The organism is Bacillus sp. ok061, assembly GCF_900108285.1.
Taxonomy (GTDB): Bacteria; Bacillota; Bacilli; order Bacillales; family Bacillaceae_G; genus Bacillus_A; species Bacillus_A thuringiensis_S.
Genome location: NZ_FNUW01000025.1, coordinates 21,765 through 44,741, shown reverse-complemented (window position 1 = coordinate 44,741; position 22,977 = coordinate 21,765). Strand labels below are relative to the sequence as shown.

Here is a 22,977-nt window from a genome sequence, read left to right as displayed (position 1 = left end):
TTCAAAGTAAAATAAGTAAGCATAAGGAGGGGAAACAATGGGATTCTGGAGTATGCATCGAAATATAAAAATTAGAATTATAACTTCGTTTTTAACACGTACTGTGTCCACGATGATTTTTCCATTTATGGCGATTTATTTTTCAATAAAGTTAGGTAGTGTGATTGCTGGTGCTTTACTACTTATTAATGTCATAGCTTCATTAGTAATTGGTTTATACGGTGGATATGTTGGGGATCGGCTTGGGCGTAAAAAGGTTATGATTATCGGTCAAAGTATACAAGTCATTTCCATTGCTTGTATGGGAGTTGCGAATTCGGATTACGTTGACTCACCATGGCTAACATTTGTGTTTATGTTAGTGAATAGTTTAGGGTCTGGACTTATGAATCCTGCGACAGAGGCGATGTTAATTGATGTGAGTACACCTGAAAATCGAAAAGTGATGTACAGCATAAACTACTGGGCTATTAACTTATCCATTGCAATCGGAGCGATATTTGGTGGATTACTATTTGAAAACTATAGATTAAAATTGTTTATCGTATTAACTCTTGTTGCTATTATTACTCTATATGTAATGGCAGTATATATGGAAGAGGTGTATGTAGCTAGAAAAACAGTAGAGAAGAAAAATGTATTAAAAGATATGGCGGATAGTTATAAAGTTGTAATGAAAGATAAAGCGTTTTTAATTTTTTGTGCAGCAAGTATATGTACATTGTCTTTAGAGTTTCAAATTAATAATTATCTAGGAGTCCGTTTGCAGAAGGAATTTGAAACAGTACAATTTTTCTTCGGTAATGGTTTTACGTTTGATTTAACGGGTATTCGAATGCTGAGCTGGATATCAGCAGAGAATACAATTTTAGTTGTGTTATGTTCAGCACTTCTTATTAAATTGCTGAAAAGCTTTAACGATTTGAGAATCTTATATGTAGGCTTATTCATTTACACGATTGGCTTTACAATACTCGGAACGAGCAATAGTTTATGGATTTTATTAATTGCAGGGCTTTTCCAAACGGTAGGCGAGATGATGTATGTGCCAGTGCGTCAATCTATTATGGCAGATATGGTGCCAAATGAGGCGAGAGGTTCTTATATGGCGATTAACGGAATGGTCTTTCAAGTGGCAAAAATGAACGGGGCATTAGGTGTTATGCTAGGTTCATTTATTGCATCTTGGGGCATGAGTGCTCTGTACTTTATCGTTGGTATGAGCAGTATTTTACTATTTATGAAAGCGATAGGGAAGGAGAAGTATGAGGATGAGAGAAATGTTTCTCAAATTGGATGAAACTATATAAAAGCGAACCAGTTATACTGGGACTCGCTTTTTATATAATTTTTAGAACGGATCAACTTCAGCTAAATCAGGATTGCTATTTGGATTTGTTAATAAGACTTTCAGCTCACCTACTTCAGAGAGAGCGACGAGGATATAACCACTAATAAGGACGACGAGTCCGATGACTCTTAATGTTTGCAGTGTAATGTCACGGCTATTGTTTTCGGAGTTGTCTTGGGGCGTTGAAGGTGGATTGTTATTCATAAATAAGGCTCCCATCTTGTGTATTTATATATGTGCGAAATCATTATTTAACTTATGGATAGGAATTATATAGTCATTTTCACTATATGAGAACTGTTTATGAAAAGTGATAAGAAATTTTGGGACGAGAAAAGAGGGCGTCTCACAAAATCATTGAAAATGAGTTTTTTTGGCTTTTCATACAAATAAAAAGGTTAACCAAAGTAGTCATTTAGCTACTTTGGTTAACCTATAATAACTATCCTAATATACGTAACGATTCTTCAATAAAAGCTGGGATGTCCTTCGGTTGTCTACTTGTGACTAACTGATTTTGGCATACGACTACTTCTTTGTCGTGAAAGTTTCCGCCAGCGTTTTTTAAATCGACTTCAATAGATTTATATCCAGTTACATCACGTCCTTCAAGTGCTTGTGCAGTAATGAGTAGTTGGGGGCCGTGACAAATAGCGAAAACGGGTTTTTCCGCATCCATAAATGCTTTACTAAAGCGTACAAAACGCTCATCTGCACGAAGTATATCCGGGGAAAATCCACCCGGTATGAAGAGGGCATCAAAGTTCTCTGGAGAAACATCATCAATACTTTTATCAATCACGATTTCACTTTTTCCTTGCTTACCGTGTACCGTTTTACCTTTTTCCATTTCGATGGTTGTTAATTCATATCCCTTTTGATTAAAAGCTTCTACCGGATCTGTGTATTCTGTGTCCTCGAAATAATCCGTTATTAAAATAGCAATTTTTTTACTCATTGCAGTCAGCTCCTTACATTATAGTATCGGTTCCAGAATCATCCTTGAGCAATGCCTTTTATAAAGTGAAACTTTAATTCGTATTTTTTCATTCCCTCCAGTTCCTTTGCCCTGTTAATTTAATACATACCCTTTTTATTAGGATGTAAACATGTATTATCGTTTTTGTATGTAAAAATCATAAAATATCGGTTGTTTCAGTGATTCTTGTTTGAGGAAGAAAAATAAAAAAGCCAAGGAGATAATTTATTTTGAACTGCGCCCCAATTGTTAGACACAGTCTAACAATTGGGGCGCAGTTCATTTTCTCCTTGGCTTTTAAGGTAATTCGTTTCGTTAAAACGAAGAAACGCGTTGCTTCGTTTTTGGTACAATAATAAATTTGATCCAGAGTAACCCGATAATCATAATGATAAGGCTATGTAAAAATTGTCCTGTAGCAAGGAGTATAACAATTGAAAATACAATGAGTTGAATACTTAACAATATAAAGATTAAGCGAAGGAATTGATTCATTCGTTTTTCAGTATGGATTGGATACAATGCTACAATAATATTTCCCGAAAAATATTTCCATAGTGAACGAAGCTGCATAGAGATCATATATAGAACGATATAAGCGATAGCGCCTTTTACGTATATGTTTGGTATAAAATATAAGGCGAAGGCACCGATCAATCCTAAGCGAATATATATACCGAAATAATCATTCCCACGTAAAAATGCGAGTGTATGTAAATAGAAGAAAGTTGCTCGTTTTTTATGTAATAAAGGTTCAATCCAATTTGTAAGCCATTTTCTTTTATTTACTTGTTTATTCAGTTGCGGAACATCGGTGAAGATGCTAGCGAATTGATAAAAACGAACGTTCATTTTTTCTTCTTGCTCGATTATGTAATCCCACGGTATTCGTTTTGTAGGCTGTTTTTTCGTGTATATAAGCAAGAAAGCAAGTAATAAGAGTAATCCACCCAATATGAGAACATTCGCGGAATAAAACAGCATGTAAATGATTAAGGCGTTACAAGTAATACGAATGATCAGCCATATGTTTTTTTCGTGACTATCACGCCAGATCCAATGTATATACATGTTCCAAGCTTTCGTAATCATTAACACGATAAAGATTGTACATAAAAAAGGTACAGTTAATTGCAATGATTGCATAGCAAGTGGTACGAGAATAAGGAAAGTAAATAATAATGGAAAAAGCTGAATGATGTAATTGTATAGAAGAGATTTTTTGAAATAGGATGTTAGTTTCTCTTCTAATGCAAGTAAATAGACAGCATCAGGTTTTTGAATAAATGTACGGATAGGGCATCTCGTTATAATGAATGTAAGTACAATCGTTATGAGTAGTAAAGATATTCCTTTAGAAGGATATGCTTTTAGAAACTGGGCATAATAATATGCACCAACGCATGAAATAAAGATGAAGCTATATAGTAAACCGTTAATCATACGTGCAAAGTATGTAATGATATTTTGAATATGTTGTTGGAAGCGACTGCTCCATAGCGATTCGATTGACATGTTTTTCACCTCTTTGTTCTATTATATATGTTTTACAAAAGAAAAAACGAGCAAATTGCGTTATGCAACTTGCCCGTTTTTCTTTTCGTTATTTTTTTTCTGATCACGATTCATTAATGGATAGAAAGCAAATCCGATTACGAATAAACCAATTCCGAGAAGGAACGTTTTTATATCGGATGCGCCGGTTTTAATAACCCATAGTGCGTAGCAGAGTGCGATTACTGCGACTATACCATCTGTAATTCTTGCCCGCATTTCATTTTTATATGTTTCACCAGTAGCGACTAGTTTTAACTGGAAGATTGGTGAAACGAGATATGGAATGAGGTAGGCTAGTGTTGATACGGTAATAACGAATGTATAAGCTTCCGCAATTGTTCCTGATAATGTTGAGAATAAGAACACTTGCGACATAATGTTTGTTAATCGTAATGAGTAAATTGGACTTCCTTTTTTATTTGTTTTTGTGAAGAAGGAAGGGAAGAAACCTTCTTTTGCTGCTTGATATGGTACTTCTGAGCTTAATAAAATCCAGCCTAAGATAGAACCGAACAGGGAAGTAAGAGCAAGTAATGCCATCAATTTCCCGCCTCCATGACCCATTGCAGCGTTTAGCGCATCTGCTAATGGACGTTCCGAAGCTTGTAATTTATCAACATGAAGTACACCCATTGTTAAAATTGTAATTCCTAAGTAAATTGCAACTGTAATAAGTAATCCCGCAACTGTTGCACGTTTTACCGTTTTTGGAGAAACAGCACGGTTTGATAAAAGAACAGCTGATTCAATTCCGATAAATGCCCAAAGTGTTGTAAGAGCAGCTAAGTTTACTTGTGAAAGAAGGCCGTGTGATACACCTGATTTATCGATCATCGGTGTGTACCATTGTCCAAACTTAGAAGCTTCGAATGCAAATAACGTAACGACGATGAATAAAAGGAATCCAGTTACTTTCGTTGTTGTTGCTAAGAAGTTTAGTTTTCCAGCTCCACTTACACCGTTTGTTAATATAATATGAGTTCCCCAAAGTAAGATGGAACAAATAGTAAATGTAATTAGCTTCCCGACTTCTATGTTAAACGAACCGATTGAAAATAGTAGTCGTGTATCTTTCATAATTGGGAAGAAGAGTGATAAATATCCCGCAAATGATGTAATGATGGCAACGTTACTTGCCCAGTTTGCAACCCAATATCCCCATACCATACTGAAGCCAGCCATTTTTTTCTTTTTTGGTGTTGAGAATAAAGCATATGCATGACTTTGTGGTCCTGTCGTTAAATCAGGACGACGAATTGCTAAATTACCGAAAACAAGAGCTAGCATTAAAACACCAAACCCTGTAGTTAACCAAGCTAAAGTGACACCGAGTGGGCTTGCTGTTTGTGCCAACGTACTTGGCACCATGAAAATACCAGCGCCAACCATGTTACCGACAACGAAAGCTGTTAGTACCCAAAAGCCCCATTTTTTTTGTTGCATAGAAAATACCTCCAAAGTTAGTATAACCAAGTCAAGCGAGGAGATATGTATGTCTTCCTGAGTCAGGAAGAGAAGTCCCAAACAAAACAAAAAAAGCACGTAATCTGCCGCTACATGCTTTCTATCTTATAAGAAACCCACGACATACCTCTCGATAGCTCTCCACAAACGAAACGTTTGTGACAGTTCTGCACTTATTAAATGCAGACCCAGCAAGTGTGCATGGTGGACACGACTTACTTCGGCAACCATTCCTTTCTCATTCCTTCATCAATGCCACTACATCTCCTGAAATGATACTCTTAATGATTGCAACCTCTACCTCACCGAGATACGAATGAGGATTTAAATATTAAATTAACGTCTTTAAGAGTAACAAATGAATTTTTATACGTCAATGGATATAGTAATAATCAGATTATAGAGAAGAGTTTGTGATTAGGGATGAATAATTATTTGATATAAAAAGAAGCTGATCTAAAACTAGATCAGCTTCTACATATAAAATTAAACTAAGTTTAATACTGTTACTTTTTCACGTGTCATAGACTCAAGGCTCTTACGAATACCTTGTGCGCCCATACCTGAACCTTTTACACCAATGAATGGGAAGTGGTCAGGGCCGCGCTCTGTGCGTCCGTTAATTTGAACAGAACCAGTTTCGATTTTGTTAGCAATTGCAAATGCTTTGTTAATGTCTTTTGTGAAGACACTTGCTTGCAGACCGAACTCTGATTTGTTAGCAATCTCAATTGCTTGCTCATCTGAAGAAACACGGATGATTGGAAGGATTGGGCCGAATGGCTCTTCCCAAGCAACTTTCATTTCTTCTGTTACGTGGTCGATTAATGTTGGGTAAATTAAGTTACGCTCACGTTTGTTACCAATAACGATTGTTGCACCTTTTTCTACAGCGTCGTCAACTAAACCTTGAACGAAGTCAGCAGACTTGTCGTCGATTAATGGAACGATTGTGCTGTCTTGTTCTGGAGATCCAACTGATAGTTCAGCTACTTGTGCTTTTACTAAGTCAACAAGCTCGTCCGCTACGTTTTCGTGTACAAGTACACGTTTAATAGCTGTACAACGTTGACCAGAGTAAGAGAATGCACCGCTTACGATATGGTTTGCAGCATCTTGTAAGTCAGCATCTTCACGAACGATACCAGGGTCTTTACCACCAAGTTCTAATACAAGTGGAATCATTGCAGCTTTTTTCGCTAAATGTTTACCTGTGTTTGTACCACCTGTGAACGATACCACATTGATGCCTTCGTGCTCTACTAAGTAGTCACCAATTACAGAACCGCGTCCTGTAGCTACGTTTACAAGACCTTTTGGAAGGCCAGCTTTATGAAGTGCTTCAACCATTTTAATACCACTAATTGCACCTTGAGTTGCTGGTTTGAAAATAACAGCGTTACCCATAATTAATGCTGGTGCAAGTTTTGCAGCAGATAAGTTTACTGGGTAGTTAAATGGTGCGATTGCTAATACAACACCAAGTGGTGCGCGTTGGATAATCGCAAGTTTAGATTTCGTTCCGCCAGGGAAGCTATCGCCCATCATGCTTTCTCCGTGCATATGTAGAGCTTCTTCGATAGTATAACGAATGAAGTCAGCTGTACGAACAACTTCTTTCTTCGCATCTTTATAGCCTTTACCGACTTCTTTCATAATGATATCGGCAATTTCATCCTGCATATTTACGAGCTCATCAGCCCATTTATATAAGTATTTTGCGCGATCTTGTAGGGAAGCTTCAGCCCATGATTTTTGAGCTTCTTTTGCAGATGCAATTGCTTCATCTACTTCTCCGCGAGTAATTGCTTGTACTTGTCCAATTACTTTGTGTAAATATGGAGATGGAATTTCGATTGTTTCTCCTGAAGAGCTTTCTCTCCATTCTCCGTTTAAATAAAATTTGTACGTATTGCTAGTTGTCATGATTAGTCCTCCTAAAATAGCAACTTGTAAGAGTGAGTATAAGGTGATTGTAGGGGGTTTGATAACATTTTTCAAATGAAATGTTTGTGAAAACGATTTCTTATTATTTTTTTATTTTGTATGCCCTTTCTTACGGAATATTCTCTTATTTCAAATTGATTTATCGTATCATGAATCCTCTTCATTTTTTATGATTGTCGTGTATTTTATATTATGTGTAAAAAAATAATTGACAGAATACTCAATAAAGTTGTAAGATTATAAATGGAAAATAAATGAAAGGGGTGTGCGTAATGATTGTAATCGTAAATGTAATGGGCTTAGCTCTGTTAAATGGCAGAAAACATTCATATCATTACGCAACCCGTGCGGATATATAAGGCATTCTCTGTCTTATAAGAAGCGTACGTTGCGTATATCGTAACGTACGCTTTTTATGCATTTTTGTGCATATCGTCAAGCGGCGGTATGCTTTTTTTTGTTTATTTTTCCTTGTATGGTTACGATGGAAATTTTGGAAGGTGGAAAAATGTGATGAGATTGTATGGGTTACGAAATGTAAATGTGATGGGTTTGGATAGTGGATAAAGAAGTGAGAGTTAAAAGAGAACGAGAAGGGAGAGGTTACATTGTTATCAGTATTACTAAAGTTAAAATGGTTTTTTAGGGAGCATTGGAAGAGATATAGTATCGCCATTGGAGCTCTTTTAATTGTAAATATAGTTGAAGTTATTCCCCCGAAAGTGTTAGGGGTTACGATAGATAATATCAAAACAGGAACGTTATCGAACGAAGCAATTATACAGTCTATTCTTATTTTAATAGGGGTTACGATCGTTGGGTATGGCCTTACTTTCGTGTGGCAACATCAATTGTTTGGCGGTGCATTTGTACTTGAGAAAACGATGCGCTCTAAATTTATGGGGCATTTACTTAAGATGACACCGACGTTTTATCAAAAAAATCGTACTGGCGACTTAATGGCGAGAGCAACGAATGATTTAAAAGCAATCGCTATGACAGCTGGTTTTGGTATATTAACGCTTGTAGATTCTAGTTTATACATGCTTACGATTGTCTTTATGATGGGATTTACAATTAGTTGGGAGCTTACATTTGCAGCGCTTATCCCGCTTCCAATTATGGCGTATGCGATGAATATATATGGAAAAAAACTGCATGAAAGATTTACAGTTGCGCAAGATGCGTTTGGTGATATGAACGATAAAGTACTTGAGTCAATAGCTGGTGTGCGCGTTATTCGTGCATATGTACAAGAGAATGCAGATCAGGAAAGATTTCATCGTTTAGGAGATGACGTCTACGAAAAAAATATGAAGGTAGCGAGAATTGATGCATTATTCCAACCAACTGTGAAAATGCTTGTCGGTCTTAGTTATTTAATCGGTTTAGTGTATGGCGCATACCTTGTGTTCCAATCAAAGGTGACGCTTGGCGAACTCGTTTCTTTTAACGTGTATTTAGGGATGATGATTTGGCCGATGTTTGCAATTGGTGAATTAATCAATGTTATGCAAAGAGGAAATGCTTCGCTTGACCGTGTGAATGAAACGTTAGCGTATGAGCCAGATGTAAAGAATCCAAAACATCCAAAGCTTGTGCAAGAGCCGGATTATATTCAGTTTGATGAGGTGTCTTTCTCATACCCTTCATCAACTGAAGAAAATTTAAAGAAGGTTTCTTTCACATTAAAGCAAGGAGAAACGCTAGGGGTTGTCGGAAAAACAGGAAGCGGAAAAACGACGCTTGTACGTCAGCTTCTTCGCCAATATCCGCTTGGAGATGGGGATATTGCGGTCTCTGATGTGACATTAGATAAAATAACGAATGAAAATGTACTCGGATGGATTGGGTATGTACCTCAGGAACATATTTTGTTCTCAAAAACAGCGAGAGAAAATATTTTATTCGGAAATAGGGAAGCGACTGAAGAAGAACTTGAGAAAGCAATTGAAATTGCGGCGTTTACAAAGGATTTAGAGTTTTTACCAGAAGGGTTAGAAACGCTCGTTGGAGAGAAAGGTGTTTCTTTATCAGGAGGGCAAAAACAAAGGATCTCGATTGCACGAGCTGTTATTCAAAATCCAGAAATTTTAATTTTGGACGATTCTTTATCAGCTGTTGATGCTCGTACGGAAGCAGCGATTATTGAAAATATAAGAACAGAAAGAAGCGGAAAGACGACGATTATTACGACGCACCGTTTATCTGCCGTACAACATGCGGATTGGATTCTCGTTATGGATGAGGGGCAAGTAATGGAAGAAGGTACACATGCTCAGCTTATCCAGAGCGGAGGCTGGTATGCTGAGCAGTTTGAAAGACAACAAGGTGAAAGTGAAAGTGCGGATAGTGGGGTGAAAATATGAGCATTTCAAAACGATTATTTCAATATGCGATGAAAGTGAAAGGAACGATTTTTGCAGCGATGTTAATGTTATTTATTTTCGTCATTGCAGAGCTTGCTGGTCCTTTCGTCGCTAAAACGATGATTGATGATCATATCGTCGGGATAGAGAAACCTTGGTATGAAACAGAAAAGAGTGAAGAAGCTGTTTCATATAATGGCGCTTTTTATAAGCGAAGTGATCGCTTTGAACAAGGCGAGACAAAAGGTAAAGAAGTACGTGTGATGCAAGTCGGTTTTCAATATTATTTTGTACCGAATAAAGTGAATATTGAAGGGTCACGTACTGTAAAAGGTGATATGATTACCGTTCAAAATGGTAAGGCGGTGCAAGTGTATAAAGTGAAGGCATTAACGAAAGAAGAAGTGTTTGCGTTTTATAAACCAGAAATAAACCGTCTATTATTACTTGGTGGTGGCTATTTCGCTTTATTAGTAGTCGTATCATTATTTGCATACGGAAAGCAGTTCTTCTTGCAGAAGGCAGCGAACAAAATTATTCAAATTATGAGGGAAGATGTTTTTTCTCATATTCAAACGTTGCCAATTCGGTACTTTGATCATTTACCGGCGGGGAAAATTGTTTCGCGTGTGACGAATGATACAGAAGCCATTCGTGATTTATATGTAACGGTGCTGGCAACATTCGTTTCTAGTATCATCTATATTATTGGGATATTCGCTGCGCTATTTTTATTAGATGTGAAGCTCGCTTCATTATGTTTATTAATTATCCCAATTTTAATTGTTTGGGCGATTCTTTATAGAAAATATGCGTCTGTATACAATCATAAAATGCGCTCTCGTTTATCTGATATTAATGGAACAGTGAATGAATCCATTCAAGGGATGCCAATTATTCAAGCGTTCCGTCAAGAGCGTGAAACGAAAAAAGAGTTTGAAGAATTAAATGGCGATTATTTTAAATATCAAAATAAAATTTTAAATTTAAATGCAGCGACTTCGCATAACTTAGTAGCCGTATTAAGAAATATCGCTTTCACAGGAGTAATCTGGTATTTCGGCGGTGCGTCATTAAGTGCTACAGGTATTATTTCACTTGGGGTACTGTATGCGTTCGTCGATTATTTAACACGATTATTCTCGCCAATTACGAATATGGTGAACCAGCTTGCAAACTTAGAGCAAGCGCGCGTTGCATCAGAACGTGTATTTGAATTGTTAGAGGAAAAAGGAGAAGCGGTAGAAGAAGAACGTATGCCTCGTTTAAAAGGAAATGTAAAATTTGATAATGTATCATTTTCTTATAATGGAAAAGATGAAGTGTTAAAAAATATTTCTTTTGAAGCAAAACAAGGTGAGACAGTGGCACTTGTCGGTCATACTGGATCAGGAAAAAGTTCTATCATGAATGTACTCTTTCAATTTTATGAGTTTGAAAAAGGAAAACTTACGATTGATGGTCACGATGTAAAAGAAATGCCGAAACAAGCAACTCGTGAGCATATGGGAATCGTACTGCAAGACCCGTTTCTTTTTAGCGGGACGGTGGCTTCCAATGTAAGTTTAGAAAATGAAAAAATTTCAAAAGAGCGCATTGTAAAGGCGCTACGTGATGTTGGTGCTGAAAGATTTGCAAACAATATAAATGAAGAAATTACAGAAAAGGGAAGTACGCTTTCCACTGGAGAACGTCAGCTTATTTCGTTTGCTAGGGCGCTTGCTTTTGATCCAGCTATCTTAATTTTAGATGAAGCAACGTCTAGTATTGATACAGAAACAGAGGCGATGATTCAACAAGCACTAGAAGTTGTGAAAAAAGGAAGAACGACATTTATTATTGCTCACCGACTTTCAACAATTAAAAGCGCAGATCAAATTATTGTGCTTGATAGAGGAACCATTTTAGAAAAAGGCTCTCATGATGAACTCATGAAAAAGCGCGGGCGTTATTACGATATGTATAAAACGCAAATGGAAGGCAATCAGAGTGCTTAACAGATATGGAGGAGAACTTGTGATTTTCACAAGTTCTTTTTTATTGATGAACATGTCGACTCTTTAGCAAATTACGACAGTTAAATAAGAAGTATTGTTTTACCTTTTTCTTTATAAATGCTATATTAAAAAATGTTACTTATTTTTTGTATGTAGCGTTATTTTTCCCTTTTGTTTGATTATGAAGAAAAAGGATAAACTAAATAAGAACATTTTCATTGAAAAATTGTTCAAGATTGCATACAATCAATATAGTTTTTAAATTCCTATCAGAATACTTGGAGGATTACTATCATGAAGAAATTATTTTCAGTGCTTGCAGTAACTACTTTAGCGATCGGGATTGTAGCCGGCTGCGGTAAAGAAGAGAAAAAAGATACAGCTAGTCAAGACGCTTTACAAAAGATTAAACAAAGCGGTGAACTTGTAATTGGTACAGAAGGTACATACCCACCATTTACGTTCCACGATTCAAGCAATAAATTAACTGGATTTGATGTTGAATTAGCAGAAGAAGTTGCAAAACGTTTAGGTGTAAAACCTGTATTTAAAGAAACACAATGGGATAGCTTACTGGCTGGCCTAGATGCAAAACGTTTCGATATGGTTGCAAACGAAGTTGGTATTCGTGAAGATCGTCAAAAGAAATACGATTTCTCTAAGCCATACGTTTCATCTTCAGCGGCATTAGTTATTGCAAAAGATAAAGATAAGCCTGCTACATTTGCTGATGTAAAAGGACTAAAAGGAGCACAATCTTTAACGAGTAACTATGCAGATATCGCTAAGAAAAATGGTGCGGAAATTATTGGTGTAGAAGGATTTAGCCAGGCAGCAGAATTATTAGCTTCAGGACGCGTTGATTTCACAATCAATGATAAGTTATCAGTACTAAACTACTTAGAAACGAAAAAAGATGCGAAAATTAAAATTGTAGATACTGAAAAAGAAGCTTCAGAAAGTGGATTCTTATTCCGTAAAGGTAGCACTAAGCTTGTACAAGAAGTAGATAAAGCGTTAGAAGATATGAAAAAAGACGGTACGTATGACAAAATAACGAAAAAATGGTTCGGTGAAAATGTATCTAAGTAGTGCATTGGTTTCAGATCGATTGTCTACTTGGATAGATATTATGCAGTCTTCCTTCATGCCTATGCTGAAGGAAGCTGTTTTTACGACAATTCCATTAACGCTTATTACATTTATTATCGGGATTATACTGGCAACGTTAACGGCGCTCGCACGTATTTCTGGTAGTCGTATTTTACAATGGATTGCTCGTATCTATGTATCTATCATTCGCGGAACGCCACTTCTTGTACAGTTATTTATTATTTTCTATGGTCTTCCAACTCTTAATATTGAAGTTGAGCCATATACAGCAGCAGTTGTTGGATTTTCATTAAATGTCGGTGCATATGCATCTGAAATTATTCGTGCTTCTATCCTTTCCATTCCGAAAGGGCAGTGGGAAGCAGCTTACACAATTGGGATGACATATCCACAAGCATTAAAACGTGTTATTTTACCACAAGCAACGCGTGTATCAATTCCACCGCTTTCGAATACATTTATTAGCTTAGTGAAGGATACTTCATTAGCATCATTAATTTTAGTAACAGAAATGTTCCGAAAAGCGCAGGAAATTGCGGCGATGAACTACGAGTTTTTAATTGTTTATTTTGAAGCAGGTCTTATTTATTGGGTTATTTGTTTCTTATTATCAATCGTACAACAGATGTTAGAGAAGCGTTCAGAACGCTACACATTAAAATAATCCTTTTACAAAAGGAGTTTTTGTTTTTATGATTTCAATTCAGCACTTACAAAAAAGTTTCGGAGATAATACCGTACTAAAGCATATAGATTTAACAGTTGAGAAAGGCGAGGTTGTTGTTATTATTGGACCGTCTGGATCTGGTAAAACGACATTCTTACGTTGTCTTAACGTACTAGAAACACCAAACGCCGGTAGCATTCGCATCGGCAATAAAGAGCTTAATTTTGCTCAAAAAGTATCGAAGAAAGATATTGTAAATCTTCGTACACAAACAGGTATGGTATTCCAGCACCATAACTTATTCCCTCATTTAACAGCACTTCAAAATGTAATGGAAGGGCTCATTACAGTGAAAAAAGTAGGGAAAGAAGAAGCAAAGAAAAAAGCAAACTACTTCCTTGAAAAAGTTGGTTTAGCAGATAAAGTGGATTTATATCCATTTCAATTATCAGGTGGTCAACAACAGCGCGTTGGAATTGCGCGCGCGCTTGCGATGGAGCCAGAAGTGTTATTATTTGATGAGCCGACTTCAGCGCTTGATCCTGAACTCGTTCAAGAGGTTTTAAAAGTAATGAAAGAACTTGCTAAAGAAGGCATGACGATGGTTATTGTAACGCACGAAATGCGTTTTGCACATCAAATTGCGAACCGTGTTATTTTCATGGATGGTGGTGTCGTTGTCGAACAAGGTACACCAGAAGATGTATTTACAAATCCAAAAGAAGAACGCACGAAAAAGTTTTTACAAATGTTGCAGTAAATTAAGAAAGGTCTCAGGGTATATGCCCTGAGACCTTTTTGCCATTTATATTTATTTGTGGAATCCGCCAAGGCTTTGCTCAGCCATTGCAACTAGACGTTTTGTAATTTCTCCACCAACTGAACCGTTAGCGCGAGCCGTAGAATCTGCTCCTAATTGTACACCAAATTCTTGAGCGATTTCGTACTTCATTTGATCGATTGCAGCTGTTGCACCTGGTACTACTAATTGATTTGAAGAATTTTGGTTTGCCATAGGAATATATCCTCCTTAGAGTTATAAAAGTTTTTTTGGTTGGACTAGCTGGAGTTGAACCAGATTATCGCCCCGGTTGGCGCTAATCCATCGGTAATTAAGTTTGTACTCATAGTATGGATGTTACCTAGAAAGATATACAAAATAATAATTTGTAAATTTTGTAAAAAAACTTATTGATTTCGTAAATTATGAAATAAGAGTAATCGTTGTATTTTTAAGAAAACAGGCCAAACTAAGGAGGATATTAAATATAATTTTCTCATTGTAGCCTGCTACTTGTAGGCTAATCATTAGCTTCTTATTTATGATTTATTGAAATGAAATCGGTAGCAACTTCATAGTTCTATTTTTAAGTAGGGATGGAGTGACCGCTCCTATGCATGGGTAGGTGCTCTCTTCAATCTAAAAAAGAGAGGCTTTAAACGATAACGTATGGAGGAATCATGATGGGGATTTGCCCGCTATGCAACGCATTAGAATTACAAACATATTCTTGTCAAAATTGCCAAAGTATACTCCAAGATTATGGGAAGTCTGTAGATTATATAGACGATTATAGTGCCTATATGGATCAAGAATTATTAAGTGCAGTAGATGGTTTAACGCATAATAATTCAAATGAATATTGCAATCATATTTTTTATTGCGGAGTATGTAACGTGGAAACAGAGGTTGTAGTAAAACTTGTGTAAATAGAAAACTTCCACCTTATTATCTAGGTGGAAGTTTTTGTTTTTGTATTTGTGAGTGAATCATAGGAGAAGGGATATGTTCGGTATTTGATGAAGTCTTGGATTTTATTTGAGACATTTTTTCTTTTGTATCGCGTAAAGAATGTTCAGTTAAGTAGACGGCATATTCGTAAAATAACTGGCGCGTCATTTCACTTTGCTCTTTTAACTTTTCATCTTGGAATACAGTTCGCCCAGGTTTAGAGTTGGCTTCAAAGAGCCACGGATTTTCCTTTGTGTCTAAACCGATATCAAAACCGATTTCTCCAATATTTCCGGTTACTTGTTCATCGAGCGCGTAACTTATTTGTAAGGCAGTATGTTTTAATTTGTTTTCAATTTGAACTTGTTTCGTTGAATCTGGGAAAAGCTCTTGCAGTAATTTTGTATCACCGCCGCTATTTACGTGCGTTGTTAAACTGCCTTTGCCAGCGATTTTGGCGACGATTGCACTAACTATCCAATTACCGAAATGATTTTTATTTGTATGAATGCGGAAATCAACAGGTTGCCCATCGAAGCGAAGTAACGAAATACCTTGCTGCACGATAAACTTTTTTAAATCATGTCCTTTTAATACGTGGTTTAGAAGCGTTTCTAATGATTGATACTTTCTCAGTTTATTTTCTTCATTTTCGCGATAACGACAGTAGTAGCAATTTTCTGTTTGAGAATAAAATATTTGATGAATATTTCTACCAAAGCTTCCGTGTATTGGTTTCATGTACACAGATTTATACGTGCCAAGAAACCGCTCTACTTGTTCAAAATGCTGAAATGCTTCTGTGTTTGGTAAGAAGGGTCTAATTGATTCATCTTTCATAAGAAGTTGATGAACTTCCCATTTATTGAAAAAACCTGGGTTAAACCATGGAATGGAGTAGTCATGTTCTAACTTTCTTTTTGCTCTGACAATTGGTTTGTAATTTTCTGCTTGTCGATTTGGTAATCGATCGTAAATGACATTTGGTAAAGGAACCTTTTTCTTTATCCATTGTTTCTCTTGAAAGAAATATCCTTCAATCGTTTCTTCTTCCCAGTTTATATGTTGAACGCCAAAGACGAATACGAACGGTCGTAATGAAAATGGTGGTGTTAACAACTCACTGAGGGCAATTGAACGATTTCCTAAAGGGTTAGAAGAATCATCGTTAAAGCCAGTTGTAAAAATGCCGATTAATGGTCCGAAAATAATTGTTTGGTTTTGTGTGAATGCATGAATAGTGGTTGATTGAGGTAGTAAAAGTTTTTCGGCAATATGTTTTCCGATAATAATTTCGCGAGTAAAGGAATAATGAATTTTCACCTCTTCACTTGCAATGTGACGTATACCGAAGGAGAGGGATGTAATAGGCGGCGTAATAGAAAAAACGTAAGGTAAAGTAATGCTATTTGGATTTTCATCTGAAATGTTTAATGTATATATATGTTCTTTCAAAATAGGTTTACCTCCTTTCATTATGGTGTAAAGCGACTGAATTTAAGTGGTCCGTGAAATATCTTTTCAGCTAATGAATCACTATGACGAATGTATTGTTCGTAAGGAGGGATTGTGTTGACATACATAAGCCAGATTGCACCTTTTTGATCCATAATTGTGGAAAGTTCTAGTTCAAATAACGAAGAATAAGACTGATCTAGTGTTTGGACTACTTCATTTATAATGTCGTGTAAAGCGTCGTGCAATAGTTGCACACCCGTACTAGATAGTACGTATTTAATTTTTGAAAATGAATGTAATGAATCATCGTCTGTTGCTGAGGGTAAAAGCTGATTAGGAAATGAACTTTTTTGTATAAATTGACCGATAACATTCCAAGTTTGTTCTTTGTTTTTTTGCAAAATGGTTCGAATATGGAGTGGATATGTTAGTTGATTTGGTGGTTGTAGCATAGTGTGCGCTATGTAACGTGATGAGGGTATGTTAGATTTGTACCAAGATATAAATTCATCTGTCCGTTTGAGTGGAATAGAAGTATGATATTTTTCATTTACTGTATCGATATGAAACGTTTTATTTTTGTAAGCAATTCGATATAAGTTATCCTTAGAATGTATATTAGTGGGGCGTATAATAATATCTTTAGTTTTTAACAACAGTTTGAAAATGTTTTGTATCGTTGCAATTTCAAATTTTGGTATATAAGGAGACAGTTTCTTATTAGTGAGAAATAAATCATGTAGTTCACTTAAATTAATAAGTGTGTTATTTAAAAAGGTAGTGGAAGGACGATTGTGCAAAGAGTGAATAATTGATGTTGCTTTTTCAGAGTCTGTTTCCTCGTGAAAAGAATAACGATCATATATATAAGAAGGAATAGGGAATGTTTGCTCTTTCCATTTTCCTGTATCTGTATCGTAAATAAGACCAGAAACAAGGTCTGTTTTAGGATCAATACAAAATGGCGTAAACTGGGCAACGACATTATGATAAAGCCGAGCGCGTTTAGCGATTTCGGTGTAATATGTTTGCTCATAATGAAGTTTAGAAGCTAAAAGACCGAGAACCAACGAAATCACTCCTTTACTACTATTTGCATAATAGGCGAAGCTATATATTGCAAATACGTTTTTATACCATTATACTTTTGTCCGTATGATGATATGCTATAGTTTTGGAGAAGTGAAAGGTTGATTGTAATGAATATATGGTTAAATATGTTAACGACGACAGGACTCGGAGCAATTATTGGGGGATACACGAATCATTTAGCGATAAAAATGTTATTTCGTCCTCATCGTCCTATTTATATCGGAAAGTTTCAAGTTCCATTTACACCAGGATTAATTCCGAAGCGTCGTGATGAACTTGCTGTTCAATTAGGGAAAATGGTTGTAGAACATTTGTTAACACCAGAAGGAATCGGAAAAAAGCTAACAAATGAAGAGTTTCAAAAAGGTTTAATCCACTGGGCGCAAGTGGAAGTGGATAAAGTAATTACGAATGAACAATCACTGCGACATATGTTAGAAAAATGGAATGTAGCGCATGTAGAAGAAGAAGCGACTCGAAAAATCGAACATGTAATTACAGAAAAAATTCATGCATTTTTAGCAGAGTATTATACATATACATGGGAACAGGTTTTACCTCATTCTGTAAATGAAAAAGTAGAGAATGCGATTCCGAATGTCTCGGCGTTTATTTTAGAGCGAGGAATTAGCTTTTTTGAAAGTGAAGAAGGGAAAGGTCGTCTTTCAAAAATGATTGATGATTTCTTTGCTTCTCGCGGAACGCTACTTAACTTAGTCGGAATGTTTTTAGGAAATGTAAGTGTAGTGGATCGTGTGCAGCCAGAAGTTATTAAATTTTTAGGTCAAGATGGTACAAAGCAGCTTTTAACTGATGTACTGCAAAAAGAGTGGGAAAAGTTAAAAGGAAGAGATGTAAAAGAATTAGAAGCGTTTGTAGAGAAAGAAATGATTGTAAGCTCCGTGCTGTCAGCAGTTAAAGTAGAGGAAACAGTGAGTAAGTTTTTAAATCAATCTGTTCAGCAAGTATGTGAACCAGTTCGAGAAACAATCATTGAAAAATTGGTTCCAAGCGCAGTAACGGAAGGCTTAAAGTGGGGAACAGAAAACGTAGAGAGTATACTAAACAATCTACACCTTGCGGAAATTGTCCAGCAAGAAGTGTCTACATTCTCAACAGAAAGATTAGAAGACTTAGTGCTGTCTATTACGAAAAACGAATTGAAAATGATTACGTATTTAGGAGCGCTATTAGGCGGAATGATTGGTCTCGTGCAAGGATTGTTACTATTGTTTCTTAGATAATAAGGTGAGTACATAGAAATAAAAGTGAAATTTCTTCACATCTCTTGCATAGTTTGATATGGTAAGAAGAGGTGCGTATGTAAATGCACTGAAAAGGCAGTGCGAGTGAAAAGCGCTAGCCTTCTAAAGGAGGAAAAATAAAATGACAAAGAACATTCATGATGTTGCATATGAATTACAAAAAGCAATCGCTGAAAACGATGACTTCAAAACGTTAAAAGAGAGCTACGCAGCCGTTCAAGCTGACACAGCTTCAAAGAACTTATTCGATGAGTTCCGTACAATGCAACTTAGCCTACAACAAAAAATGATGCAAGGCCAAGAAATCACTGAAGAAGACAATCAACAAGCGCAAGAAGTTGTAGCTCGCATTCAACAAGATGCTAAAATTACAAAATTAATGGAAACTGAGCAACGTCTAAACGTTGTAATCGGTGACGTTAACAAAATTATCATGAAGCCACTTGAAGAATTATATAGCGCGCAACAACAAGCGTAATAGTGGAAGACGTCCCTAGGGGGCGTCTTTTTTGTTTTTATCCTGCTATTTGTTGGGCTGCCCGTAAAACCCCCACTGATTAAAGTTTCACTTTATGGAACTCTGAATGTAACTTTATACATGTAAAATACTCTATATATAACAGGTGGGATATTAATTTTTTATTTGCACGCATTTATATTGCGGTGAACCGTATTTGGTGGTTAATAAAAGAGTAAAGTAGTCGGGGAAGTTATATGCATAAAAAGTATATCGAGGGAATACCCTTTCGGTAATCACCTATCTATTTCGTAAGGGCGCATTAGTATTTCGGTGAAATAATCGCAATTTTTACATATAATGTATTTACTAATAAGGAAATTAATAGAGATAAATGGAAGAGGTTAGAATAGATGGAGACCCTTATAGATTTAAATAGTTTTAAAACGGAAATATTAGCGAAACATGTACTTCATATGATGATAGAAAATGATTTCTTTTATCAAGGATCGCAATTGGTTGAAAATATTTGGGTAAATGATTCAACTATTTTTATAAATAATGTAAAGATATTTACAAAAGGTATTGAGATTTATAAGAAGAATAATGAATTTTATTTAACACATCAGCTAGATAGTACTAAAGTGATATTATATTAATATAATATATATATAGAAAGTAGCTTATGATTTTTTTTACTTTGTGTTATAATTTTTTCCTAATCTCATGATGATGAGTATATATTTTTATGGGGGTTCTAATTTTTTAGAAGTGTATGTAATGTATTTACTTTTGAAAAATATAGAGCTATTTTTAATTTTTTGAGTGTAAGATAAATAATTCTATCTTTATTGAGGAATGAAAATAAAAAAACTTTCCTTTTAAGAATATCAAGGGAGGGCAATGTATAATTTATTTACCTTTGAAAAAAGCGGATTTATTTTTAATGTTGAAAGTATAAGGTGAATAATTCTATCTTTATTGAGGAATGAAAAGTAAAAAATTTTTAAAGAATACCTAGGTAGGGCAATATATAATTTATTTACCTTTGAAAAAAATGCGGATCTATTTTTAATGTTGAAAGTATAAGGTAAATAACTCTATTTTTATTGAGAATGAAAAGTAAAAAATTTCCCTTTAATAATACCTAGGGGGGGCAATGTATATGGTTGTGTTTGCAAAAGGAGTTATGCAATGATAGCGAGAATGTGGAAATCTAAGTGGCAGTTGTTGATTCTATTATTTTCCCTTATAGTTAGTGGTTATTTAGCTAATTTAATAAAAGAATATCCTGAGATAGGTATATCTGTAAAATATGAATCTAAACAATATGTTATAAATGATTTATCAAAATATAGTTGGGCGGGAAAAAGAGATTTCCAAATAGGAGATATTATAGAAAAAATAGATGGCGAATCACCATCTCAACATTTTACAGTTGTATCGTATCATTCAATTGAACAAGCAAAAAAAATCATATTAAATAGGAACGGACAAATAAAAGAGTATGAGATAAAATATACACCTTATAGCAAACAATTATTTTATCATTTTATCATTCCAGTTGGATTTTATATAGTATGTTTTTTGATGGCATTATATCTTTTAATGTTTGTTCCTGAAATGAATCGTAGTACCACTAATCTAGTATATTTTTTAATTTCTCTTGGATTAAATTTTATTAGCATTATGGCTGTTGAAAGAGAAGATATATTCTCTTTTATTGTGGCTTCAATTTCATTAGTGTGTTCATTTACTTTCTTTATTCGATTCATGATGTTGTATTTCTTGCATAATGAAATAAAGTTTTTAATACCAAAACAATTAAAAGTTTTAAATGCAATATCGGTATTCCTTATTATAGTGAGTATTTTTGTATATGTAGAACATAATGAATGGGCTAATTTGTTTACAGTCACTTTAAGTTTTATATTATTTTGTTTTACAGTATACCTTTTAGTAAGGTTTTATTTGAAAAGTAAAAATAGTAGTTACATTAAATATTTAAAAATTATTATTATTAGTTTTTTTGTATCGGTAACCCCATTTGTTTGTTTATATTTAATTCCAAATTTATATTATGGGGAAGAATTTATAAGCAGTGAAACAACGGGGATTTTCTTTTTATTTATCCCAGTGTGCTTATTTTATTTAGTAATTGCAGGGAAGTTGTTTGATTTTAGATTTATCGTTCAGCGACTACCGCATTATATTATTTTATCTGTAGGGATTAACATATTTTTGGCCGTATTAACTATGGTACTTTTTGAAGAGAGTGAGGCAGGTTTATTAGAGTGGATAAAATTTAGAATTATTGCTATCATTATCTGTATTTGTTTTTTATATATTAAGGATTATATAGATTTTAAGTTGAGAAAAAGTTTATATCATCATCAAAAAAATTATCAATTCAGTTTGCATCGATTTTTACATCAAGCCAAAAATGAATATAAACTATCAAATTTAATTTATAGTATGCGAAGAGAGATAGCGGATATTTTAAAACTTGAAGAGACGTGCTGCATAGAAATAAATAAAATTGAGAAGTCTGTCCGTGTTTTGGATAGTGAATATGTTCCGCACCGGACGATAGAAACGTTATTTAATCATCAACTAGATACCTACAAGGTTGGTTCCATCGTACAGTTAGAAAAACACTTTGGATTTGTTTTATCTGCTTCAGCAGATAAAATGCTTATTTTATTGTGTAATTATAATGGGAAAGAAAATTTAAATGTAGATGAAGTAGTTTGGATTGAAACATTATGTAATTATACAGATTTATTATTAGAGTGTTCTAATCAAATTGAAGATTTATTAAAGCAATTACAGGAGATAAAAAGTTTAGAGCACCCACCCATGTGGTTGGCGAGACTTATGTTCAAACTATCGGAAAAAGAACGAACAAATCTTGCAAGTGATATACATGATGGAGTTTTGCAAGATCAAATACGTTTAACTAGAAAATTTGAGAGTTATAATGAACGTGTTAAAGATGAGGAAATGAAAGATATACTTAATGAAATACATGAAGAACTATTAGATCATATTTATACAATTCGTGAAACGTGTAATAATTTGAGGCCACCATTTCTATATGAGTTAGGTTTAAAACAAGCACTACTGAATTTATTTAAGCAGATTAATTTAAAAGCGACCTTTTTCTTCTATTATGATATTCCTGAAAGAATTGTTGTGCCTAGTATTGAACATGAACAAGCGATTTATCGAATTATACAAGAACTATTAAACAACGCAATGAAACATTCAAAAGCGACAAATGTAACGATAAGATTATTTCATAAAGACGATCACCTATATTTAACTTATGTAGATAATGGGGTTGGTATTAAGTTAGATGAAGTAAACCATTCTTACAACACGTTAGGATTGTCTGGGATTGTCACTAGGATACAAAGTCTGAATGGAAAGATGTCTGTTGAATCAAAACCTAATCTTGGTTTGCAAATAATTATTAGATTTAAAGATAATTAGTTTTCGATGAATCGTCAGATGATAGGATGATATT

At 34.9% G+C, this 22,977-nt stretch carries 19 protein-coding genes and 1 riboswitch; of the genes, 11 read left to right on the top strand and 8 right to left on the bottom strand.

Features of this window, described 5'->3' with window-relative positions; translation table 11 throughout:
• Nucleotides 1–37: 37 nt before the first annotated feature.
• Nucleotides 38–1,300, top strand: a complete 1,263-nt coding sequence (locus C4S65_RS25345) for an MFS transporter (protein WP_086406520.1) — start codon at nucleotides 38–40, stop codon at nucleotides 1,298–1,300.
• A gap of 51 nt (nucleotides 1,301–1,351) precedes the next feature.
• On the opposite strand, the gene C4S65_RS25340 is transcribed toward C4S65_RS25345, so the two are convergent.
• The 5 genes from C4S65_RS25340 to gapN form a co-directional block, all read right to left on the bottom strand.
• Nucleotides 1,352–1,555, bottom strand: a complete 204-nt coding sequence (locus C4S65_RS25340; RefSeq protein ID WP_001063872.1) for a hypothetical protein — start codon at nucleotides 1,553–1,555, stop codon at nucleotides 1,352–1,354.
• Between the two features lie 238 nt (nucleotides 1,556–1,793).
• On the bottom strand, nucleotides 1,794–2,309 hold the full coding sequence (locus tag C4S65_RS25335) for a type 1 glutamine amidotransferase domain-containing protein (RefSeq protein ID WP_086406519.1): 516 nt from the start codon (nucleotides 2,307–2,309) through the stop codon (nucleotides 1,794–1,796).
• Between the two features lie 336 nt (nucleotides 2,310–2,645).
• On the bottom strand, nucleotides 2,646–3,845 hold the full coding sequence (locus C4S65_RS25330; protein ID WP_086406518.1) for an ABC transporter permease: 1,200 nt from the start codon (nucleotides 3,843–3,845) through the stop codon (nucleotides 2,646–2,648).
• Between the two features lie 60 nt (nucleotides 3,846–3,905).
• Entirely contained in the window at nucleotides 3,906–5,330 is a 1,425-nt protein-coding gene (locus tag C4S65_RS25325) for an amino acid permease (protein WP_001186292.1), read from the bottom strand.
• Nucleotides 5,331–5,477: 147 nt separating this feature from the next.
• Nucleotides 5,478–5,659, bottom strand: a riboswitch (Lysine riboswitch).
• Between the two features lie 178 nt (nucleotides 5,660–5,837).
• Complete coding sequence (gapN, locus tag C4S65_RS25320; RefSeq protein WP_103945525.1) at nucleotides 5,838–7,277, bottom strand: NADP-dependent glyceraldehyde-3-phosphate dehydrogenase; 1,440 nt, start codon at nucleotides 7,275–7,277, stop codon at nucleotides 5,838–5,840.
• A 629-nt stretch (nucleotides 7,278–7,906) separates the two neighbouring features.
• Here gapN and C4S65_RS25300 point away from each other — a divergent pair.
• The 5 genes from C4S65_RS25300 to C4S65_RS25275 all read left to right on the top strand — a co-directional run bounded on the left by C4S65_RS25300 (nucleotide 7,907) and on the right by C4S65_RS25275 (nucleotide 14,204).
• Nucleotides 7,907–9,667 (top strand): ABC transporter transmembrane domain-containing protein, encoded by a 1,761-nt coding sequence (locus C4S65_RS25300; RefSeq protein ID WP_000953784.1) that lies wholly within the window; start codon nucleotides 7,907–7,909, stop codon nucleotides 9,665–9,667.
• A complete protein-coding gene (locus C4S65_RS25295; protein ID WP_086406517.1) occupies nucleotides 9,664–11,664 on the top strand; it encodes an ABC transporter ATP-binding protein in 2,001 nt (666 codons plus the stop codon). The genes C4S65_RS25300 and C4S65_RS25295 overlap by 4 nt, the downstream gene beginning before the upstream one ends.
• Before the next feature lie 294 nt (nucleotides 11,665–11,958).
• Nucleotides 11,959–12,756, top strand: a complete 798-nt coding sequence (locus C4S65_RS25285; RefSeq protein ID WP_000732844.1) for an amino acid ABC transporter substrate-binding protein — start codon at nucleotides 11,959–11,961, stop codon at nucleotides 12,754–12,756.
• Nucleotides 12,743–13,441, top strand: a complete 699-nt coding sequence (locus tag C4S65_RS25280) for an amino acid ABC transporter permease (protein WP_000281496.1) — start codon at nucleotides 12,743–12,745, stop codon at nucleotides 13,439–13,441. Before C4S65_RS25285 ends, C4S65_RS25280 begins: the two co-directional genes overlap by 14 nt.
• 28 nt (nucleotides 13,442–13,469) lie before the next feature.
• Entirely contained in the window at nucleotides 13,470–14,204 is a 735-nt protein-coding gene (locus C4S65_RS25275) for an amino acid ABC transporter ATP-binding protein (RefSeq protein WP_000623613.1), read from the top strand.
• Nucleotides 14,205–14,255: 51 nt separating this feature from the next.
• On the opposite strand, the gene sasP is transcribed toward C4S65_RS25275, so the two are convergent.
• A complete protein-coding gene (sasP, locus tag C4S65_RS25270; protein ID WP_000013338.1) occupies nucleotides 14,256–14,459 on the bottom strand; it encodes a small acid-soluble spore protein, SasP family in 204 nt (67 codons plus the stop codon).
• A gap of 449 nt (nucleotides 14,460–14,908) precedes the next feature.
• Between sasP and C4S65_RS25265 the strand changes: the two genes are divergently transcribed.
• On the top strand, nucleotides 14,909–15,154 hold the full coding sequence (locus C4S65_RS25265) for a hypothetical protein (RefSeq protein ID WP_061667610.1): 246 nt from the start codon (nucleotides 14,909–14,911) through the stop codon (nucleotides 15,152–15,154).
• Between the two features lie 19 nt (nucleotides 15,155–15,173).
• Here the strand turns inward: C4S65_RS25265 and C4S65_RS25260 are convergent, their stop codons facing one another.
• Nucleotides 15,174–16,631 (bottom strand): YheC/YheD family protein, encoded by a 1,458-nt coding sequence (locus C4S65_RS25260; RefSeq protein WP_086406516.1) that lies wholly within the window; start codon nucleotides 16,629–16,631, stop codon nucleotides 15,174–15,176.
• Nucleotides 16,632–16,651: 20 nt separating this feature from the next.
• Nucleotides 16,652–17,704, bottom strand: a complete 1,053-nt coding sequence (locus tag C4S65_RS25255; protein WP_000242804.1) for a YheC/YheD family protein — start codon at nucleotides 17,702–17,704, stop codon at nucleotides 16,652–16,654.
• A 129-nt stretch (nucleotides 17,705–17,833) separates the two neighbouring features.
• Between C4S65_RS25255 and C4S65_RS25250 the strand changes: the two genes are divergently transcribed.
• The 4 genes from C4S65_RS25250 to C4S65_RS25235 all read left to right on the top strand — a co-directional run bounded on the left by C4S65_RS25250 (nucleotide 17,834) and on the right by C4S65_RS25235 (nucleotide 22,943).
• Nucleotides 17,834–18,970 carry a DUF445 family protein gene (locus C4S65_RS25250; RefSeq protein WP_042973213.1) on the top strand — a complete coding sequence of 379 codons (1,137 nt, stop codon included), beginning with the start codon at nucleotides 17,834–17,836 and terminating at the stop codon, nucleotides 18,968–18,970.
• Nucleotides 18,971–19,112: 142 nt separating this feature from the next.
• A complete protein-coding gene (locus C4S65_RS25245; protein ID WP_000164610.1) occupies nucleotides 19,113–19,469 on the top strand; it encodes a YlbF/YmcA family competence regulator in 357 nt (118 codons plus the stop codon).
• Between the two features lie 392 nt (nucleotides 19,470–19,861).
• Nucleotides 19,862–20,107, top strand: coding sequence for a hypothetical protein (locus tag C4S65_RS25240; protein WP_061667608.1), 246 nt, complete (start codon nucleotides 19,862–19,864; stop codon nucleotides 20,105–20,107).
• Between the two features lie 535 nt (nucleotides 20,108–20,642).
• Nucleotides 20,643–22,943 carry an ATP-binding protein gene (locus tag C4S65_RS25235; protein WP_097960703.1) on the top strand — a complete coding sequence of 767 codons (2,301 nt, stop codon included), beginning with the start codon at nucleotides 20,643–20,645 and terminating at the stop codon, nucleotides 22,941–22,943.
• Nucleotides 22,944–22,977: the final 34 nt, after the last annotated feature.

Coding starts and splice junctions, on each gene's coding strand:
- C4S65_RS25345 (WP_086406520.1), top strand. CDS start 38: ATGGGATTCTGGAGTATGCATCGAAATATAAAAATTAGAATTATAACT.
- C4S65_RS25340 (WP_001063872.1), bottom strand. CDS start 1,555: ATGAATAACAATCCACCTTCAACGCCCCAAGACAACTCCGAAAACAAT.
- C4S65_RS25335 (WP_086406519.1), bottom strand. CDS start 2,309: ATGAGTAAAAAAATTGCTATTTTAATAACGGATTATTTCGAGGACACA.
- C4S65_RS25330 (WP_086406518.1), bottom strand. CDS start 3,845: ATGTCAATCGAATCGCTATGGAGCAGTCGCTTCCAACAACATATTCAA.
- C4S65_RS25325 (WP_001186292.1), bottom strand. CDS start 5,330: ATGCAACAAAAAAAATGGGGCTTTTGGGTACTAACAGCTTTCGTTGTC.
- gapN (WP_103945525.1), bottom strand. CDS start 7,277: ATGACAACTAGCAATACGTACAAATTTTATTTAAACGGAGAATGGAGA.
- C4S65_RS25295 (WP_086406517.1), top strand. CDS start 9,664: ATGAGCATTTCAAAACGATTATTTCAATATGCGATGAAAGTGAAAGGA.
- C4S65_RS25285 (WP_000732844.1), top strand. CDS start 11,959: ATGAAGAAATTATTTTCAGTGCTTGCAGTAACTACTTTAGCGATCGGG.
- C4S65_RS25280 (WP_000281496.1), top strand. CDS start 12,743: ATGTATCTAAGTAGTGCATTGGTTTCAGATCGATTGTCTACTTGGATA.
- C4S65_RS25275 (WP_000623613.1), top strand. CDS start 13,470: ATGATTTCAATTCAGCACTTACAAAAAAGTTTCGGAGATAATACCGTA.
- sasP (WP_000013338.1), bottom strand. CDS start 14,459: ATGGCAAACCAAAATTCTTCAAATCAATTAGTAGTACCAGGTGCAACA.
- C4S65_RS25265 (WP_061667610.1), top strand. CDS start 14,909: ATGGGGATTTGCCCGCTATGCAACGCATTAGAATTACAAACATATTCT.
- C4S65_RS25250 (WP_042973213.1), top strand. CDS start 17,834: ATGAATATATGGTTAAATATGTTAACGACGACAGGACTCGGAGCAATT.
- C4S65_RS25245 (WP_000164610.1), top strand. CDS start 19,113: ATGACAAAGAACATTCATGATGTTGCATATGAATTACAAAAAGCAATC.
- C4S65_RS25240 (WP_061667608.1), top strand. CDS start 19,862: ATGGAGACCCTTATAGATTTAAATAGTTTTAAAACGGAAATATTAGCG.
- C4S65_RS25235 (WP_097960703.1), top strand. CDS start 20,643: ATGATAGCGAGAATGTGGAAATCTAAGTGGCAGTTGTTGATTCTATTA.